The following is an 18532-nucleotide window of genomic DNA, read 5'->3' as shown; positions in this document are numbered from 1 at the left end:
ACCCTCGGGGAGGCTCTCCGGGGCGGGTCCCGAGCGCACGATCCGGGATCCCCCGCTTGTGAGGGTAGGTAAGGGTCAGCCCGTCACCACGGAGGCACGCCGAGGCGCGTGGTGCAGATGTGACTCGTGAGATCTACAGGGCGGGGAACCAGAGGGCGATCTCGCGGGCGGCCGACTCGGGCGAGTCCGACCCGTGCACGAGGTTCTCGCGGTTGGACAGCGAGAGGTCGCCCCGGATCGTGCCCGGGGCAGCCTTGCGCCCGTCGGTCGCCCCGTTGATCGCGCGCACCACCTCGATCGCCTCGTCGCCCTCGAGCACGAGCGCGACCAGCGGACCGCTCGTGACGAAGTCGCGCAGCGGCGGGTAGAAGTCCTTCTCGACGTGCTCGTGGTAGTGCGCGTCGGCCTGGGATGCATCGATCAGGCGCTGCTCCAGCGCCACGACGGTGAGTCCCTTGGCCTCGAACCGCGAGAGCACCTCACCCACGAGGCCGCGGCGGACCGCGTCAGGCTTGATCAGGACGAGAGTGCGTTGAGTCACGCGGCGACCCTACCCAACTGCTCCGGCGAGCTCGGCGGCGAGATCACCTCGCGGCGCGACCACCACGTCGTCCAGCCCGAGCCAGTCCGCGAGCTGCCGCAGCTCGGCGGCCAGCGCCGCGGCGGTCGCCGGCGGCGCACCCGCCTCGGCGTACGTCCCCTGCACCAGCAGCAACCGCGCCGCCCGGTCGGCCTTCAGGTCGACCCGCGCGACGATCCGGTCACCGAGGAGGAACGGCAGCACGTAGTAGCCGTGCACCCGCTTCTCGGGGGGCGTGTAGATCTCGATGCGGTAGTAGAAGTCGAAGAGCGCGTGGCTGCGGTCGCGCTCCCAGACCACCGGGTCGAACGGGCTCAGCAACGCCCGGGCGTCGATCCGGCGCGGCAACCGCGCGTCGCGGTGGAGGTACGCCGGGCGCCGCCACCCCTCGACGCTCACCCGCTCCAGCTCGCCGGCGGCCACCAGCTCCTCGGCCGCGGCGCGGGCTTCGGCGACCTTGATCCGGTAGTAGTCGGCCAGGCAGTTGGCGCTGGCGACGCCGTGGGACCGCGCGGCCCGGCGTACCAGCTCGAGCACCGCGTCGGCCTCGCTCAGCGGAGGGGTCGCGACGACCTCGGGCGGGAGCACCCGCTCGGGAAGGTCGTAGCGCACCTCGAACTGGCTGGTGCGGCCGGCGATCGCCACCTCGCCGGTCATGTAGAGGATGTCGAGCGCCTTGCGCGCCTCCGACCAGTTCCACCCCCAGTGCGTCTTCTCCCGCGGGGCGCCGTCGACGCCCTCGAGCTCCCGGGCCGTCACCGGGCCCCGCGCCGCCACTTCCTTGAGCACCCGCTCCTTGAGCGTCGCGTCGATGCCCTGCCACCACTTGAACTCGCGCGCGGCGTAGTGGTCCATCCGGAACCGCATCACCGGCCAGAGGTCGACGGGCATGAACGCCTGCACGTGGGCCCAGTACTCCACCACCCGCCGCGGCCTGCTCTCAGCAGCACGCCGCAGCAGGTCGACGTCGTAGGGACCCATCCGGGAGTAGAGCGGCATGAAGTGTGCCCGCTGCAGCACGTTGACCGAGTCGACCTGCAGCACCCCCGTGCGCGCGAGGGTGCGCTGGAAGGTGCGCATCGTCGGCGTCTCGTGCCGCTTGTCGGCGAACCCCTGCGCGGCGAGCGCGATCCGGCGGGCCTGCGCGAGGGAGAGCGTCTGCACGACGGTCACCCTAGGAGCCGGCGCCGACAGCCGGTCTCATTCCAGCTCGACGAGCTTCTCGCGGACGGCGTACATGACGGCCTCCATCCGCGAGTGCAGCTGCAGCTTCTCCAGCATGTTGCGCACGTGGTTCTTGACGGTGTTCTCGCTGATGGCGAGCCGGTGGGCGACGTCGCGGTTGCTGAGGCCCTTCGCGACCAGGCGGAGCACGTCGAGCTCGCGCTCGGTGAGCTTGAGCGCCGGGCCGGTGGAGCGGTCGGGCCGCGACATTGTCTTGAACTCGTCGATCAGCTTGGCCGCCATCGACGGGCTGATCAGCGACTGGCCCTCGGCCACGACCCGGATGCCCTGGGCGACCTCCTCGATCGAGGAGTCCTTGAGCAGGTAGCCCGAGGCGCCGTTCTTGACGGCCTCGTAGAGGTCCGCCTCCTCGTCGGAGACCGTCAGCATGACGATCTTCGTCGACGGGGCGGCCGCCTTGATCGCCACACAGGCCTCGATGCCGGACTGCTTCGGCATCCGTACGTCGAGCAGCACCACGTCGGGCGCGGTGGTCAGCGCCAGGTCGGTGCCCTCGGCTCCGTCGCTGGCCTCACCGACGACCTCGATGCCCGGCTCGACGCCGAGCAGCATGGTCAGGCCGCGACGGAACAGCTCATGGTCATCAACTACGAGCACGCGTACGGGCTCGTTCCCAGTCGTCACCACCCGAGCATCATGACATGCGCTCCTGCCGGCAGGCGCGGCCTAGGCGCCCAGGTCGAGCGAGATCACGCCGTAGTCGTACCCCTTGCGGCGGTAGACGACCGCCGGCCGCTCGCTCTCCTTGTCGACGTACAGGTAGAAGTCATGCCCCACCAGCTCCATCTCGTAGAGCGCCTGGTCGAGGGTCATCGGGCTCGCCGGGTGGGTCTTCTCCCGCACCACGAGCGGGCCGTCACCGGTCACCGTGATCGGACCGACCTGCCGCTCCTCGACCGTGTCGATCGACTCGACCGTGCTCTCCGGCGCGCCCACCCCCTCGACCGGGACCCCGGCGAGCGCCTGACCCACCGAGACGGGCGACCTGCGCCCCCGGTGCACCCGACGGCGGTCGGCCGCGCGCCGCATCTGCGCGGCCATCTTGTCGAGGGCGAGGTCGAGCGCCGCCATCTTGTCGTCGGCCGAGGCCTCGGCCCGGATGACCGGCCCCTTGGAGAACGCCGTGAGCTCGACGTGGACGGCTTGGTCGTGCTGACGCGGATTGGGTTCGCAGTCGACCTCGACGTGTACCCGGATGATCCGATGATCGTGCTTCTCCAGCTTCGTCAGCTTCTCGGCTGCGTGCCCGCGAAAGCGATCCGAGATCTCGCAGTGCCGTCCGGTGACCACGACGTCCATCAGGTACCTCCAATAGTTGGCGATGGGTCTTTGTATTCAGCTGTGCGCGCCTGTCAGGGCACGACGGGGGAAACTAGTGGGGCCGGGGGCCCTGCCGCCTGCGTCTTGGCGCCAGACAACCGCAAGGAGAGCAGACCTCGACTGCGCGCGCGGCAGCGTGTCGCGCAGCGGGCGAAGCCCGCACGGTGCGCAGCCCGCGGGCCGAGCGAAGCGAGCGCCCGTGCGGCGAGCACCGTTCGCGACACGCTCGCGCCATCCAAAGGAGTCCGCCTGGCCGACCTGGTCTTCGTCCCCACACCCGCCTGCTGGGGCTTCGCGGCTTGGTGCCACTGCGGCCCTCTCCCACGGTCGGCCACATCTGGTGGCCGGCGCGGGGCAGGTCTTACGCCTAAGCCGCACCGTGATCGTCGGCGCGAGCGTCGACTTACGTGGGCCGTTTCGCCTGCGACTGGCATCGGCTTGTCGTGGGGCGCCCGGGGTGACCCGCGGCGTCCCGACGACGCAACCACGGACCCAGGCGGACTCCATATAGAGACGTTAGTGCGTCATCCCAAGCCTTGAAAGGGTTAGCCCACTATTCCGGACCTTGGTCCTGCGACGGGCGCCGTCGAACGGTGGCGGCGACCGCGGCGAGGGCGAGCACGGGGATTCCGGAGGCTTCCAGGGCCCGCTGGGCCTCCCGGGCGGTGGCCCCGGTGGTGATCACGTCGTCGCAGACGACGACGTGGGCGCGGCGGCCGGCGTGCCGTCGTACGGCGCGGGCCGGGCAGGCCAGGGAGCCGGCGAGGTTGGCCTGCCGCTGGTCGGCGTCGAGGCCCGCCTGGTCGGCGACGCCCGGGCGGGTGCGGAGCAGCCGGGCGACCGTGACCGACCGGCCGGGGGTCCGCAGCACGGCGGCGGCCCGGCGGGTCATGGCGAGGGTCGGGTCGTGCCCGCGGGCGCGGACGGCGGCGGGTCGGGACGGCACGGGGACGAGGAGGAGCGGTCCGGCCGGCTCGACATCTGCGGCCAGGCCGGCCGCGCGAACGGAGGCTGCGAGCAGGTCGCCGAGCGGGCGGGTCAGCCCGAGCAGCCGGCGCTCCTTGTGTCCGAGGACCATCGCGCGCAGGGTCGCGTCGTACGCACCGGTGACGTACGGCGGCGCAAGGCCGGCTGGGGTCGGGGTCGGCCACGCGACCGTCGCGGTCGGGGGGAGGTCGCGCCGGCACGTCGGACAGAGCACCCGGCCGGGCTCGGCGCAGCCGACGCAGGCCGCGCCGAGCAGCAGGTCGGCGCCGGCGTCGAGCAGCGCGGTCAGGAGCGGCATCCGCCGATGCGACCACGGCACCGGCCCGGCGACAAGGCCGGCGGCGCGGCCTGTGGAGGGGCTCAGCCGGCGTAGTCGAGGTCGCGCACGCGGACGGCGGCCAGCCGCTCGCCCGTGCGGATGTCGACCAGCGAGTCGCGGGCGACGGCGTAGATCGGCGTCTGGGCGTAGGGCTCGCCGGCCAGCCCCAGGATCCGGCCGGACACCATCGTCGACAGGGTGTCGACGCCGACGGTGGCGCCGTCGGCCGCGACCGTCTCGACCTCGAACAGCTCGCCCGGCCGGGCAGGCGTGAGGACCGCGATCTCGGCTGCGCCGGTCCAGGCGATGTCGATCGCGGCCGCGCCGGTCACCGACCAGATGACCGTCGCCCCGATGACCCGGTCGACCCGGCCGAGGCCGTCGATCACGATCCGGGCGGCGACCAGCTGGTCGCCCTTCGGCCCGGAGACCAGCGCGACCAGTCGGGTCCCGTCGCGAGACACCAGGATCCGACGGGCCTCGGTGCCGGAGATCCCCGGGACGTCGACCTCACGCACCCGCTCGTCGCCGTCGGACACGAGCAGCCGTGCGCCCTGGCTGGTGCGGTCCAGGAGCCACAGCCGGCCCGAGGCGTCCCAGGACGGCCGGCTGAGGTCGGTGCCGTCCGGGACCAGCACGGCGATGCCGGAGCCGTCCTCGGGCGCCCGCAGGGCACCGACCAGCACCTGGCGACGGTCCAGGGTGACCGCGGCGACCCGGTTGCCCCCCGGAGCCACGGCCACCGAGGCAAGCTGGTTGGGATCGCGGCCGAACGGACCGCCGACGGACTGGAGCTCGCCGAAGCCGCCGACGACCAGCCGGCCGCGGCGCAGGCCGTAGAGGACACCGGCCGACCCGGTGTCGGCCGGGTCGAACGCGTCGGCCGAGCGCACGTCGTACAGCGTCGCGGCGCCGGGCAGGTCGACCTCCTCGCCGCCGATCGTCACCCGGAGCGCGGTGATGGACGGCTCCTGTCGGAGCGTCGCCGCGAGCTGCGCCAGCATCAGACCGGACTGGGCGGCCGAGGTCCTCGGCGCGTCACCGTGCAGGTCGAGCGTGGCGACGCCGTCGACGACCGGCACCCCGAGGACGACGCTGAGCCGTTCGGGCACGAAGGTCCGGACGACCTCGCGCAGCCGGTCGGGCGGGCCGGTGAGCAGCGCCGTGACCAGGTCGGTCGCGAACGTCTCGCCGACGGGCACGAAGACCGGCTCGGGCACCAGCACCTGCGCCGTGGGGTCGAAGTAGTAGAGGGACGCCTGGCGGTAGCGCTGCTGGAACCACGACGACCGCACGACGAGCGCGTCGATCGGGTCGAGGATCCGGAACTCGCCGTCCTCGACGGTCAGCCGGAACTCGAGCACGCTCTGCTCCGGGGGGAGCGTGTCGCGCCACCCGCCCGACTCGTCGAGGGCGGCGGCGTCGCGCATCCGGAAGCTGACCGTGCTGCCGTCCTCGCGGGGCGTCCCGAGGTCGGTGTAGATCACCGTGCTGTCGGGGTCCCACTCCTCGGCCGCGTCGTCGGTGAGGAACTGCTTGGCGACGCTGGTCGAGATCGGCCAGGCCATCATCGCCTCGAGGAAGCCGTTGACCACCTCCAGCCGGGAGTCGCCGGGCTGCGGTGGGCGCGCGTCGATCGACGACGCCTGCTCGGAGTCGTGCTCGCCGGTGACGTTCGCGTCGACCACCGGGCCCTCGTCCGGGAGGTCGATGCAACCGCTGAGCACGGTGACGAGCGCGACCGCCAGCACCCCGCGCGCTGTCCGGGTCATGACGACACCCCCCGGCTCGGCTCGCGGCCGGAGTCGGGCAGCGGCGCCTCGTCGTCCGGGACGGTCAGCTCCGGGTCCTCCTCGTCGAGCGGCGCCAGCGGCAGCGGGCTGCGGCGCAGCGGGGTGCCCGCGCGACGGGGCAGGGTGAGCCGGAACTGCGCGCCCTCCCCGGGCCGGCCCCACGCCTGCAGCCAACCGCCGTGCAGGTGGGCGTCCTCGAGCGAGATCGCGAGGCCGAGGCCGGTGCCGCCGCTGCTGCGGGCGCGGGCGGGGTCGGAGCGCCAGAACCGGTTGAAGACCATCGCGGACTCCCCCGGCGCCAGGCCGACGCCGCGGTCGCGGACCGTCACGGCTGCCGCCTGGTCGTCGGCCGCCATCCGGACCACGATCGGCCGGTCCAGGTCGTCGGGGTAGGCGTGGTCGATCGCGTTGGTGACCAGGTTGCGCAGGATCCGCTCGACGCGTCGCGGGTCGACCTGGGCGCGTACGGGCTGGTCCGGCTGCTCGACGACCACCAGCACACCGCGCTGGTCGGCGAGGGGGCGGGCCGCGTCGACGACCCGGTGGGCGACGTCGAGCAGGTTGATGTCCTCGATGTCGAGCGCTGCGGCGCCCGCGTCGAACCGGCTGATCTCGAGCAGGTCGACGAGCAGCGTCTCGAACCGGTCCAGCTCGGCCTGGAGCAGCTCGGCCGCCCGTGCGGTGGCCGGGTCGAAGTCGCGCCGCGCGTCGTGGAGCACGTCGCCGGCCATCCGGACCGTGGTCAGCGGCGTGCGGAGCTCGTGCGACACGTCCGACACGAACCGGCGCTGCACCCAGCTCAGCTCCTCGAGCTGACGGATCTGCCGCTGCAGGTTCGACGCCATCTGGTTGAACGACGTCGCGAGCCGAGCCAGGTCGTCCTCCCCCGTGACCCGCAGCCGCTCCTGGAGGTGCCCGGAGGCGAGCCGCTCGGCGACCCGGCGCGCCATCCGCACCGGGGTGACGACCTGCCGGGTGACCAGCCAGGTGATCCCGGCGACCAGCACGAGCAGGAGGCCGGCGGCGGTGAGCAGCGCCCGGGTGACCAGGCTGAGGGTCTCCTCCTCCTCGGTGAGGGGGAAGAGGAAGTAGATCGTGTAGTGCTGGCCGTCGGCGGGGAGCTGGACCTGCGAGCCGACGACGATCCCCGGCTTCGTCTCGGTCGTCCCGTCCGGGAGGGTGCGCACGATCTCGGTGTAGGTCCACGCCGTGGAGCGGTTGACGCCGTCGAAGTGGCGCTCGAGGCGTGCCGGCACGCTCGAGAGCTCCAGGCCGCTGGTCCGGTGGGCGCCGCCGTCGGCCAGCCCGGTGTCGTTGCCCTCGGGTCCGCCGAGGACGACGCCGTAGCCGCGGCTGTCGCCGGCCTCGATGATCGGGTCGATCAGGTCGGCGCGCTGCTGGCTGGCGTTGACCTCGGTGCCCGAGGCTGTCGAGAGCCGGTCGCGGGTGGCAGCCACCTCGGCCTCGACCTCCCCGACGACCACGTCGACCCGGTGCCGGAGCAGACCGTCGCGGGTCTGCTGGAGCAGGAACCAGCCGACGGCGCTGATGACGATCGCCGAGAGCAGCAGGGTGCTCACGACCACCCGTGCCTGGATCGACCGGCGCCAGAAGGTGAGGGCCCGCCGGAGGCCGGTGGGCAGTGCGATCCGACCGACCCGGATGACCACCTAGACCACTAGCTTCCGGCCTTGTAGCCCACGCCGCGGACGGTCAGGACGATCTCGGGGTGCTCCGGGTCGTGCTCGACCTTGGACCGCAGTCGCTGCACGTGCACGTTGACCAGCCGGGTGTCGGCGGCGTGGTGGTAGCCCCACACCTCCTCGAGCAGGACCTGACGGGTGAAGACCTGCCAGGGCCGGCGGGCCAGGCACAGCAGCAGGTCGAACTCGAGCGGCGTCAGCGAGATCTCGGTGCCGTCGCGGGTGACGCTGTGCCCGGCGACGTCGATGGTGAGGTCCTTGAGCGTGAGCGTCTCGGACGCCACCGAGTCGGTACGGCGTACCCGCGCCCGGATCCGCGCGATCAGCTCCTTGGGCTTGAACGGCTTCACGACGTAGTCGTCGGCACCCGACTCGAGGCCGACCACGACGTCGACCGTGTCTCCGCGGGCCGTCAGCATCACGATGGGTACGCCGGACTCGGCCCGGATCTGGCGGCAGACGTCGATGCCGTCGCGGCCGGGCAGCATCACGTCGAGCAGCACCACGTCGGGGCGGTAGTCGCGGAACGCGCTCAGCGCCGCGTCTCCCCGCCCGCAGACCTGGCTGTCGAAACCCTCCTGCCGGAGCACGATGCCGAGCATCTCGGCGAGCGGCGCATCGTCGTCGACGACGAGCACGCGCCCCTTCGTCGCGTACGACGACGCACCGGCAACTGTATTCACAACAGCAATGGTAGGCGTGACCAACCACGAAGCCCCGCACCCGGGGAAGGGTGCGGGGCTGCACGACCACTCGCAAGCCGCCAAGCAGCCTTGAGTGGCACCTACGTCAACTGCGTGCGCGGCAGCGCAGTTCAGCTCAGTAGCGGTAGTGCTCGGCCTTGTAGGGGCCCTCCACGGGCACGCCGAGGTAGTCGGCCTGCTCCTGGGTGAGCTCGGTGAGCTCGACGCCGAGGGCGTCGAGGTGGAGGCGCGCCACCTCCTCGTCGAGGTGCTTCGGCAGGATGTGGACGCCCACCTCGTAGTCGTTCGCCTTCGAGTAGAGCTCGATCTGGGCGAGGACCTGGTTGGTGAAGGAGTTCGACATCACGAACGACGGGTGGCCGGTCGCGTTGCCGAGGTTCAGCAGGCGGCCCTCGGAGAGCACGATGATCTTCTTGCCCTGCCCACCATCCGGCGCGGGGAAGATCCACTGGTGGACCTGTGGCTTGATCTCGTCCTTGACGATGCCCGGGATCTTCGCCAGGCCGGCCATGTCGATCTCGTTGTCGAAGTGACCGATGTTGCCGACGATCGCCTGGTGCTTCATCTTCTCGAAGTGCTCGACCTTGATGATGTCGAAGTTGCCCGTCGTGGTGATGAAGATGTCGGCGTACTCGACGACCGACTCGAGGCGCTTGACCTCGTAGCCGTCCATCGCCGCCTGCAGCGCGCAGATCGGGTCGATCTCGGTGACGATGACGCGCGCGCCCTGGCCGCGGAGCGACTCCGCCGAGCCCTTGCCCACGTCGCCGTAGCCGCAGACGACCGCGACCTTGCCGCCGATCAGCACGTCGGTGCCGCGGTTGATGCCGTCGATCAGCGAGTGGCGGCAGCCGTACTTGTTGTCGAACTTCGACTTGGTGACCGAGTCGTTGACGTTGATCGCCGGGAAGAGGAGCGAGCCCTCCTTGAAGCGGTCGTAGAGCCGGAGCACGCCGGTGGTGGTCTCCTCGGAGACGCCCTTGATCTCGTTGGCGATGTTGGTCCAGCGCGTCGGGTTGTTCTCGAGCGAGCGGGCCAGGACGCGCAGCACCTCCTTGTACTCCTCGTTGTCGGTGGAGTCCTGACCGGGCACGGCGCCGGCCTTCTCGAACTCGACGCCCTTGTGGACGAGCATCGTGATGTCGCCGCCGTCGTCGAGGAGCATGTTCGGGCCCTGGCCGTCGAAGTCGAAGACCTGCTCGGCGAGGTCCCAGTACTCCGCCAGGGTCTCGCCCTTCCAGGCGAAGACGGGGGTGCCGGACGGGCTGTCGACGGTGCCGTTGGGCCCGACGACGACCGCGGCGGCCGCGTGGTCCTGGGTGGAGAAGATGTTGCAGGAGGCCCAGCGCACCTCGGCGCCGAGCGCGACCAGGGTCTCGATGAGCACACCGGTCTGGATGGTCATGTGCAGGGAGCCCGCGATGCGCGCGCCGGCGAGCGGCTTGGAGTCGCCGTAGCGCTCCCGCATCGCCATCAGGCCGGGCATCTCGTTCTCGGCGAGAGTGAGCTCCTTGCGGCCGTACTCGGCAAGGCTCAGGTCAGCAATCTGGTAGTCCATGAAAGTTCTTCCTCGATGACTTCCGGAGGCTGTCTCTGCGGCGCATCTGCGCTACGTCGGGATCTCCCGCACAGGACTGCGCCCACCTTACAAGCGGGGTGGGACCCCCGAGGAATCCCGGTGGAACTAGTGGCCGGCGCCGCGCCGCGGCAGCAGGTGCATGACCACGACCACCACCGCGCCGACGACCAGACCGATCACGGCCGAGATCGCCGTGTTCGTGGTCCAGGCGAGCGCACTGCCGAGGGCGCCGGTGGCCTCCTCGACCTTGTGCTCGAGGTCGTGGACGAGCTCGTACGGCGCGTCCCACCAGCCGACCTCGTGCACGTTGACCAGCAGGATGTGGCCGCCGACCCAGAGCATGGCGACGGTGCCGACGAGCGAGATCACCGCGAGCAGCCTGGGCATCGCGGAGACCAGCCCGTGACCGAAGCGCTGGGCGAACGACGACTGTCGCTGGGTGAGCAGCAGACCGGCGTCGTCCATCTTCACGATGAGCGCGACCACGCCGTAGACGGCGATCGTGATGACGAACGCCACCACGACGAGGATCGCGAGCCGGGCCCAGAACCCCTCGTCGATCACCTCGTCGAGCGCGATCACCATGATCTCGGCCGACAGGATCAGGTCGGTGCGGACCGCGCCCGCGATCATCTTCTTCTCCGCTTCCGGCCCCACCTCGACGCTGGGCGACGGGAGGTCGCCGACGTGGTCGTCGTGGTGCGAGAACCGCTCCCACACCTTCTCGGCTCCCTCGAACGCGAGGTAGGTGCCACCGATCATCAGGATGATCGGGAGGGCGTCGGGGAGGAACTGGCTGAGCAGCAGTGCGACCGGGATGATGAAGACCAGCTTGTTGCGGATCGAGCCGAACGCGATCCGCTTGACGATCGGCAGCTCGCGGTCGGCGGCGAGACCGTGGACGTACTGGGGTGTCACCGCCGTGTCGTCGACGACGACCCCTGCTGCCTTCGTGGTCGCCCGCCCGGCCGCCGCGCCGACGTCGTCGACGGAGGCCGCAGCCAGCTTCGCGATCGCTGCAACGTCGTCGAGAAGCCCGAAGAGACCCGCGCTCACCGCACGACCATCTGTGTCCGCATGGGCGGAAGGTTACCGGGGTCTTGCGCCACCGCGTTCAGCTCCACCGCCTGCTTCACCTCCTGCTCGGCGTGGCCGAGCGGGTCGACCAGCGGGGCGAGCCGGCGGGAGATCGGCGGGGCGGCCAGGGCGAGGGCGAGGAGCGCGGCCCCGATCAGCGTGACCGGCGGGGCGAGGACGGGGTGGGCGACCGCCCAGTCGGTGTAGCCGGCGTACTCCATGCCGCGGACGACGAAGCCGTGGAACAGGTAGACGATCAGGGTGGCCGCGCCCATCCGGGCGAACCAACCGCCCACCCGCGGGACCAGGGCGAGGAAGGCGAAGGTGCCGGCGACGCCGACCACGAGCAGGGCGAGGCGGGTGACGGCACCCCGGACGTCCGAGGCACCGAGGTCGGCGTACGGCGTCGCGTAGTAGAGCCAGTGGGTGCCGGCCAGCTCGTCGGTGCGCGCGGCGAGGAACCAGATCCCGACGAGGGTGCCGGCCGCCGCCCAGCGGGCACCGGGCCGGCGCAGCAGCTCCAGCCGGTCAGGGGTGGTGTGCACGCCGAGCACGAAGAAGGGGATCAGGCCGAGCATCCGGGTCAGGTCGAGGATGTCGGCCGTGTCGCCGTCGACCATGCCCGAGGCCACGCAGAGCAGGACCGCGGCCACCGCCGCGACACCGACCGGCAGCGCGCGGAAGAGCGGGGTCGACAGCCGCCAGCAGATGAGGGCGGTCAGGAACCACAGCGGCCAGTGCGGGTCGGTGAACAGGTCCTGGAGCCGCTCGCCGCCGAAGTGGAGGCGGAAGAAGGCCATCAGGCACTCGAAGATGACGTAGGGGACCGCAACCGTGCGCAGCAGGTTCCACAGCCGCTCCCGCGTGTACTCGAAGGTGCGGGACAGGTAGCCGGTCACGAACACGAAGGCCGGCATGTGCCACGCGTACAGGAAGTCGTAGACGTGGCCGACCAGCCCGTCAGCCGGCAGCAGCGCCCAGGCGTGGCCGATGACGACCAGCGTCACGAGCGCCATCTTGGCGTTGTCGAGCCACGGGTCCCGAGCGATCCGTTGTGAGGACATCGCCTCCTTGGTACCCGTTCCGCGCAGACCCAGCCAATTTGTCTGTCAATCCTCGACGAGGCCGAGGCGGAGGTACTCCGCCGTGTAGGTCCCGTTGAGCAGCAGCGAGGCGTACCTCGCCACCTCGCCGTCGGCCTCGGTCGTCACCGTCTCGACCCGCACCCCGCGGGCGTCGGCTGCATCTTCGAGGCGACCACGCTGCTCGCGGATCGCGGGGTCCTCGGCACCGTCATCCAGCACGATCAGCACCGGGCGGCGCTGGCCGCTGTCCTCGGCGTACGGGTCGGCGAAGACGTTGCGCGGCCGGGCGGCCTCGATCACGGGCAGCAGGTGCTCCGCGTCACCGGCGACCGCGGTCCGCCCCGAGGTACGCCGGATCGACTCGGCCACCCGACGAGCGGCCCGCGCCGCGAGCACCGATCCGCCCCACACCACGGGTGAGGCGTCCGCGAGCGCGATCGCCAGCATCTTGGCGGGGTTGATCGAGATGTCGCGCTGCGGCGAGCAGGCGATGGCCACGTCGTCGAGCGCCTCGGCGACGGCGTCCGGGTCGGACGGCGGGCCGACGTCGACCTGGTGCAGGAACGACAGCATCACGACCGCGGTCGCGAGCTGGTCACCTGTGCTGGTCGGCAGGATCGTGGTCCACCGGCCGGCGGCGTGCTGGGCGACGCTCGACTCCTCGGGGCACGCCACCACCACCTGGCAGCCGCGGCGAGCGGCCTCGGCGACGGCGGACGCGGTGCCGGAGTCGGAGCCGTCGGGGGCGAGCACCACCACCAGGTCGAGACTCCCGGTCCAGCCGGGGAGACCTGCCGACGGCCAGGCCACGAACGGCACCGGGCACCACGGCTCGAGCACCGCCCGGAGCAGCCGCGAGTCGGGGCCGGCGGCGATGACCGCCCGAGGCCGGGCGTCCGACGCCCGGGCCACGGCCTCCGCGATCGCGGCCGACGCAGCCCCCGCCTCGCGGCGCACCCGCGCACCCGACTCGGCGAGCGTCCGCAGCCGCAGGTCGGCGCTGCCGAGCGCGATCTCGTCGTCGAGGCGGGACTCGTCGAACCAGGTCATCGGAAACGCCCTCTTGTCAGCTCGGTCTGGCTCGTCGTCAGCGGGTGGAGCGGGCCTCGTCCACGAGGAGCACCGGGATGCCGTCGCGCACGGGGTAGGCGAGGCCGCACCCCTGGCACACCAGCTCGGGCTGCGCTGCGGACTCTCCGGCCTCGACGAACGCGAGCTCGCCGTGGCAGGCCGGGCAGACGATGATCGCGAGCAGCTCGGGCGCCAGTCCGGCGCTGCCGTCGCCGGCGGTCATCGCCCGCTCCTGATGATCGAGAGCACCTCGTCGCGGATCCCAGCCATGGTCGTGGAGTCCTTCCCTTCGGCATTGAGCCTGAGCAGCGGCTCGGTGTTGGAGGCGCGCACGTTGAACGCCCAGTCATCGGCGGTCACGCTGAGACCGTCGAGGTGGTCGACCTCGACGTCGTCGCGCCCGGCGTACGTCGCCTCCAGCTCGGCGAGCACGGCCTGCTGGTCGGCGACCTCGGAGTTGATCTCGCCGCTCATCGGGTAGCGCTCGTACTCCTCGAGCAGCACCGACAGCGGCTTGTCGGTCTCGGCCAGCGACGCCAGTGTGTGCAGCGCGGCCAGCATCCCGGAGTCGGCGCGCCAGAAGTCGCGGAAGTAGAAGTGGCCGCTGTGCTCGCCGCCGAAGATCGCGTCGGTCTCGGCCATGGTCGCCTTGATGAACGAGTGGCCGACCCGGGTGCGGATCGGCTTGCCGCCGAGCTCGGCGACGATCTCGGGGACGGCGCGGCTGGTGATCAGGTTGTAGATGATGGTCGCGCCCGGCTCCTTGGCCAGCTCGCGCGCCGCGATCAGCGCGGTCAGCGTGGACGGCGGCACGGCCCGGCCGCGCTCGTCGACCAGGAAGCACCGGTCGGCGTCACCGTCGAAGGCCAGGCCGATGTCGGCCCGCTCGGCCAGCACCCGCTGCTGCAGGTCGACCAGGTTGGCCTCGTCGATCGGGTTCGCCTCGTGGTTGGGGAAGGTGCCGTCGAGCTCGAAGTACATCGGGACCAGCTCGACCTGCTCGGCCAGCCGGTCGAAGACCGCCGGTGCGGTGTGACCGGCCATGCCGTTGCCCGCGTCGACGACGACCTTCAGCTTGCGGCCGGCGACCGGCGCCAGGGAGAGGAGGTGCGCGGCGTACGCGTGGAGCACGTCGTGGCTGGAGATCGAGCCGGTGCGCGCCGTCGCCGGCGGCGAGCCCTTCGCGACCAGGTCGCGGATGTCGGCGAGGCCGGTGTCGAGCCCGACCGGCTGCGCGTGGGCGCGGCACATCTTGATCCCGTTGTACTGCGCCGGGTTGTGGCTCGCCGTGAACATCGCGCCCGGAAGGCCGAGGTGCCCCGAGGCGAAGTAGAGCTGGTCGGTGGATGCGAGACCGATCATCGTGACGTCGGCGCCGGCGCTGGTGGCGCCGTCGGCGAACGCGCCGGCGAGGCCGGGCGAGCTGGGGCGCATGTCGTAGCCGATCACCATCGACGTCACGCCGAGCACCTCGACGTACGCCTGTCCGGTCGCCCGGGCGAAGTCCTCGTCGAGCTGGTCGGGGACGGTCCCGCGGACGTCGTAGGCCTTGAAGACCGCGTTGACGTTGTCGGGCGAGGTCGTCGACATAAGCGCGACCCTAGTGCACGCCTCCCGGCGCGACGGGGGTCGCCCTCAATCGTTGGTGAGCATCCGCAGGTGGCCGCGGCGCGCCACCTCGCGACCGGTCTCGCGGGCCGGGCTCTGGGCGGGGTTCTGGGCCGGCGAGACCGGACGCCCGGCCTCGCGAACCGCGTCGGCCAGCGCGAGCAGGTCGTCCTCGGTCGGGCCCGGGAGGGTCTGGTCGAGGGCGAGCCGCAGCACCTCCCACCCGCGGGGCGCCGAGAGCCGTTCGCTGTGGAAGGAGCAGAGGTCGTAGGCGTGCGGCTCGGCGAAGGTGGCCAGCGGTCCGAGCACCGCGGTCTTGTCCGCGTAGACATAGGTGAGCGTTGCGACCGCCGGGCGGGCGCAGGCGGTGCGCGAACAGCGCCGGGCGAGACTCACGCGGCAGACGGTACCCCCTGCGAGGCGGCACGCCGGATAGGCTCGCGGCTCGTGGAGGACACCGGACCGGTACGACGCTCGGGGCGCGACCGCCGCGGTCGCGGCCTCCGCGGCCCCGCCGCCCTGGGCCACGTCTCGGCAGGGCGGCCGCCCCGGCCCTGGACCCGGCGCGAGGCGTTCGACCGGCTGGTGCTCGACATCGTGACCGCCGTCGACGAACGGTGGTCGGACCGGCTCGGCCTGGTCGAGTACGCCGTCGAGGACACCCCTCAGCTGCCCGACGACTGGGAGTCGGGGACGGTGCCGCTCTCCTCCCTGGTGCGCGGATCCGGCGCCACGCCCACCCGGCTGGTCCTCTTCCGCCGACCCCTCGAGCACCGGGCCACGGATCGCGCCGACCTCGAGGCGATCGTCCTCACCGTCGTCGTCGAGCAGGTCGCCGAGCTGCTGGGCCTCTCCCCCTCCGAGGTCGACCCCCGCTACCCGGAGGACTGACCAACCCGTCGAGCCGTCCGCGAACTCAGTCCCCCAACCCGCCGAGCCGTCGCGAACTTGGAGCCGGGTCGGCACGATTGCGGGCGGAGTTCGAGCCGGGTCGGCTAGTAGGGCCGGACGACGGGGACCTCGGCGTCGACCTCGGCGGCGCGCAGCCGCAGCACGCCGATCCGGTCGCCGGTGAGCATCACCGTGCCGGCGATCGGCGTGTTGGTCGCCTCGACCGTCACCAGCACCGCCGCGTCGGGCAGCGGGACGCGGTGGCCGCGATCGGCCCCGACCTCGACCCGCTTCTCGTCGAGCAGCACCCGGCCGCGGGCGTCGATCGCGGTCACCCGCACCACGCCCGCGCCGTCCGCACCGGCCAGCACCAGCGCCTTCGGACCCGCCGGCACGACCGAGGTGGTCGGACGGTCCTGGTCGATCGCCGTCGCGGGGGCGACCAGGCCGAGGTCGTCGCCGAGCAGGCGCACCGAGGCGACCAGCGGCTCGGCCGACACCACCTGGAGCCCGAGGGCGCCGTCGCCGGCCGCCCTGGTCAGCACGTCGCTCAGCGGCACCTGGCGCACGGTGCCGCCGGGGACCACCACGTCGTCGAGGCCGGCGGGGGTGAAGGTCGCCTTGTCGGAGACCACCCGCACGGTCGCCCGGACCTCGTCCTCACCCGGGTTGAACAGGTGCACCGTCCCGTCGCCGTCCTCGGGCACCCCGAGCAGGAGGTTCTCGGCGGCCGGCTCGGCCTGGGCCGGCAGGAAGTCGATCCGCGGGGTGCCCCGGCCGAGCGGGTCGTAGGTGTGCCGCACGGTCGTGATCACGCGACCGCGCACCACGCTCACGTGGGCGGCGAGGGTGCCCCGCCGCGGGGTGACCTGCGACAGGTCGAGCCGCATCACCTGGCGACCGGGGACCCGGATGCCGTGCAGCTCCTTCTCCTCGATCAGGCCGGGGTGGCCGTAGAGGGCGATCTCGACGATCGCCGGGCCCGCGTCGGGGTTGACCAGCTCGATCGTCGACGACTGCCTCGCCGCCGCGCCGATCCCGACGTACCACTCGTCGAAGGCCGGCGAACGACACTCGGCCGCCGCGCGCGCCTCACCCGTCCGACCGGCCACCAGGCCGGGCGCGGCGGTGTCCTCGCCGGTGACGACGACGTCGCCCTCGGTGCGGACCGACGCGAGCTCACCCGACCGGACGTCGACCTGGTCCGGGTCGCCGAGCCGCACGGCGCTGCCGTCGGCGATCCGTACGTCGACCGGCCCGCCCTTCATGCCCGGGACCCGCGAGACCACCACGTCGCCCGCCGTACTGCTGGCCGCCGCGGCGCACGCCACGGAGGCGTCGGTGAGCCGTGCGGCCGACGGCGGCGCGTCGGCCCAGGGCTGCGCGTCGTCGCCGTCGGTCAACGCGAGCGCGGTGACGACCACGGTCGGCAGCACCATCCCGAGCACGACGAGGACGTCGACCTTGCGGCGCCGCACGATCCCGCGCCGGCCGGGCGCGGTCGCCCCGGCCCGGTCGGCCCGTCGGCCGGTGGCTTGCTGGTCGCTCATTCCTCGCTCCTCGCCCTGCGCAACGTCGGGAGTGCGAGCACGGCCACCACGGGGATCGCGATCGCCTGGACCGCCAGGAGCACGACCCGCAGCCACGACCGCGGTCCCTCGACCGCGTCGGCTCCCGGCTCGCGGATCACCAGCCAGGCGCGGGTCGCGCGGTCCTCGGCACTCGCGCGCACCAGGCCGGCGGTCGCGTCGAGGCGGGTCGCGACCGCACCGTCGGACGGCGCGGGCTGCACGACGTAACGGATCCCCCGCTCGGTGAGGGCGTCGACGGCCTCCGGCGACGGCGCCGTGGTCAGGTCCTCGACCAGCGCGGTCGCGGCGGGGTCCTCGGCGGTGAGGGCCGCGATCTCGTCCTCGCCGAGGGTCAGTCCCTCGCCCCGCTCCACCTCGTAGGTCAGGCCGCGCGCGACGGTGCCGCGGATGACGAGAATGCCGTGCTCCGGCGCCTGCTGCGCCTCCTGCGACATGTAGACCGGAATCCCGCTGGCCGGCTCGGACCGGAGCTCGTCGCCACCCCACACCGCGAACCACACCAGCCCGGCGACCGGCACCACAGCCGCCGCCAGCGCGAGTCCGGCGGCGCCCCCTTGGGCGACCCGCTGGAGCCTGCGCGGGGAGCCCGAGCGCTCCATGATCGCCAGGCCGCCGAGCACGGCAGCGGTCACCCAGGCGCCGTGGAGGACGAGCAGGACCGGGCCGAGACCGGCCTGCTGGGTCGCGGCGCCCGCGAGGTCGATCGTGGTCAGGCCGAGCGGCACCGCGACGACGGCGGCCACCGCGGCCACGATCCAGCACAGCACCACGCCGATCCGGGTGGACCGCGGGATGAGCGCGGCCACGGCGAGCACGGGCAGCGCGAGGCCGAGCCACCAAGGCGCGCCGAGGTCCCCGAACCGGCCGACCAGGACGTCGAGGCCGTCGGTGGCCGGGGTCGGCCAGCGGCCGACGTCGAGGAACAGGGCGCCGCCGGCGCCCTCGGTCACGGCGGGCAGCCACCAGGGAGCGAGCAGC

At 72.4% G+C, this 18532-nt stretch carries 18 protein-coding genes; 1 reads left to right on the top strand and 17 read right to left on the bottom strand.

Features of this window, described 5'->3' with window-relative positions; genetic code table 11:
* Nucleotides 1-133: 133 nt before the first annotated feature.
* The 15 genes from ndk to H0488_RS03920 all read right to left on the bottom strand — a co-directional run bounded on the left by ndk (nucleotide 134) and on the right by H0488_RS03920 (nucleotide 15467).
* Nucleotides 134-541: a nucleoside-diphosphate kinase gene (gene ndk, locus H0488_RS03990; protein WP_183097989.1), complete on the bottom strand. Its 408-nt coding sequence runs from the start codon at nucleotides 539-541 to the stop codon at nucleotides 134-136.
* 9 nt (nucleotides 542-550) lie between these two features.
* Entirely contained in the window at nucleotides 551-1744 is a 1194-nt protein-coding gene (locus H0488_RS03985; protein ID WP_312856206.1) for a winged helix-turn-helix domain-containing protein, read from the bottom strand.
* 36 nt (nucleotides 1745-1780) lie between these two features.
* Nucleotides 1781-2422, bottom strand: a complete 642-nt coding sequence (locus H0488_RS24925) for a response regulator (RefSeq protein ID WP_183097988.1) — start codon at nucleotides 2420-2422, stop codon at nucleotides 1781-1783.
* 69 nt (nucleotides 2423-2491) lie between these two features.
* Nucleotides 2492-3124 carry a ribosome hibernation-promoting factor, HPF/YfiA family gene (gene hpf, locus H0488_RS03975; RefSeq protein ID WP_183097987.1) on the bottom strand — a complete coding sequence of 211 codons (633 nt, stop codon included), beginning with the start codon at nucleotides 3122-3124 and terminating at the stop codon, nucleotides 2492-2494.
* 574 nt (nucleotides 3125-3698) lie between these two features.
* Nucleotides 3699-4430, bottom strand: a complete 732-nt coding sequence (locus tag H0488_RS03970) for a ComF family protein (RefSeq protein ID WP_183097986.1) — start codon at nucleotides 4428-4430, stop codon at nucleotides 3699-3701.
* Nucleotides 4431-4492: 62 nt separating this feature from the next.
* Complete coding sequence (locus H0488_RS03965) at nucleotides 4493-6223, bottom strand: LpqB family beta-propeller domain-containing protein (RefSeq protein WP_183097985.1); 1731 nt, start codon at nucleotides 6221-6223, stop codon at nucleotides 4493-4495.
* A complete protein-coding gene (gene mtrB / locus H0488_RS03960) occupies nucleotides 6220-7914 on the bottom strand; it encodes an MtrAB system histidine kinase MtrB (RefSeq protein WP_312856205.1) in 1695 nt (564 codons plus the stop codon). The genes H0488_RS03965 and mtrB overlap by 4 nt, the downstream gene beginning before the upstream one ends.
* An 8-nt stretch (nucleotides 7915-7922) precedes the next feature.
* The gene (gene mtrA / locus H0488_RS03955) at nucleotides 7923-8630 is read right to left on the bottom strand and encodes an MtrAB system response regulator MtrA (protein ID WP_312856204.1); all 708 of its coding nucleotides are present in this window, start codon (nucleotides 8628-8630) and stop codon (nucleotides 7923-7925) included.
* 136 nt (nucleotides 8631-8766) lie between these two features.
* Entirely contained in the window at nucleotides 8767-10209 is a 1443-nt protein-coding gene (gene ahcY, locus H0488_RS03950; RefSeq protein ID WP_183097984.1) for an adenosylhomocysteinase, read from the bottom strand.
* A gap of 126 nt (nucleotides 10210-10335) precedes the next feature.
* Complete coding sequence (locus H0488_RS03945; RefSeq protein ID WP_183097983.1) at nucleotides 10336-11286, bottom strand: DUF808 domain-containing protein; 951 nt, start codon at nucleotides 11284-11286, stop codon at nucleotides 10336-10338.
* Nucleotides 11283-12371, bottom strand: a complete 1089-nt coding sequence (locus H0488_RS03940) for an acyltransferase family protein (RefSeq protein ID WP_183097982.1) — start codon at nucleotides 12369-12371, stop codon at nucleotides 11283-11285. Before H0488_RS03940 ends, H0488_RS03945 begins: the two co-directional genes overlap by 4 nt.
* A gap of 45 nt (nucleotides 12372-12416) precedes the next feature.
* Nucleotides 12417-13442 (bottom strand): SIS domain-containing protein, encoded by a 1026-nt coding sequence (locus tag H0488_RS03935; RefSeq protein WP_183097981.1) that lies wholly within the window; start codon nucleotides 13440-13442, stop codon nucleotides 12417-12419.
* A 37-nt stretch (nucleotides 13443-13479) separates the two neighbouring features.
* Nucleotides 13480-13686, bottom strand: a complete 207-nt coding sequence (locus H0488_RS03930; RefSeq protein ID WP_183097980.1) for a Trm112 family protein — start codon at nucleotides 13684-13686, stop codon at nucleotides 13480-13482.
* Nucleotides 13683-15053 carry a phosphomannomutase/phosphoglucomutase gene (locus tag H0488_RS03925; RefSeq protein WP_183097979.1) on the bottom strand — a complete coding sequence of 457 codons (1371 nt, stop codon included), beginning with the start codon at nucleotides 15051-15053 and terminating at the stop codon, nucleotides 13683-13685. Before H0488_RS03925 ends, H0488_RS03930 begins: the two co-directional genes overlap by 4 nt.
* 45 nt (nucleotides 15054-15098) lie before the next feature.
* Nucleotides 15099-15467 (bottom strand): DUF3499 domain-containing protein, encoded by a 369-nt coding sequence (locus H0488_RS03920; RefSeq protein ID WP_183097978.1) that lies wholly within the window; start codon nucleotides 15465-15467, stop codon nucleotides 15099-15101.
* Nucleotides 15468-15518: 51 nt separating this feature from the next.
* Here H0488_RS03920 and H0488_RS03915 point away from each other — a divergent pair, with 51 nt between their 5' ends.
* Nucleotides 15519-15962 carry a metallopeptidase family protein gene (locus H0488_RS03915; RefSeq protein WP_183097977.1) on the top strand — a complete coding sequence of 148 codons (444 nt, stop codon included), beginning with the start codon at nucleotides 15519-15521 and terminating at the stop codon, nucleotides 15960-15962.
* A gap of 104 nt (nucleotides 15963-16066) precedes the next feature.
* On the opposite strand, the gene H0488_RS03910 is transcribed toward H0488_RS03915, so the two are convergent.
* Nucleotides 16067-17512, bottom strand: coding sequence for a DUF5719 family protein (locus H0488_RS03910; RefSeq protein WP_183097976.1), 1446 nt, complete (start codon nucleotides 17510-17512; stop codon nucleotides 16067-16069).
* Nucleotides 17509-18532: hypothetical protein (locus H0488_RS03905; RefSeq protein WP_183097975.1), on the bottom strand; the 1024-nt coding region annotated here is incomplete at its 5' end. The genes H0488_RS03905 and H0488_RS03910, both read right to left, overlap by 4 nt.

The sequence above is a fragment of the Nocardioides pelophilus genome (genome assembly GCF_014180685.1).
Taxonomy (GTDB): Bacteria; Actinomycetota; Actinomycetes; order Propionibacteriales; family Nocardioidaceae; genus Nocardioides; species Nocardioides pelophilus.
Note: the sequence above shows the minus strand (reverse complement) of the source record. Positions and strands in the feature narration are given on the sequence as shown.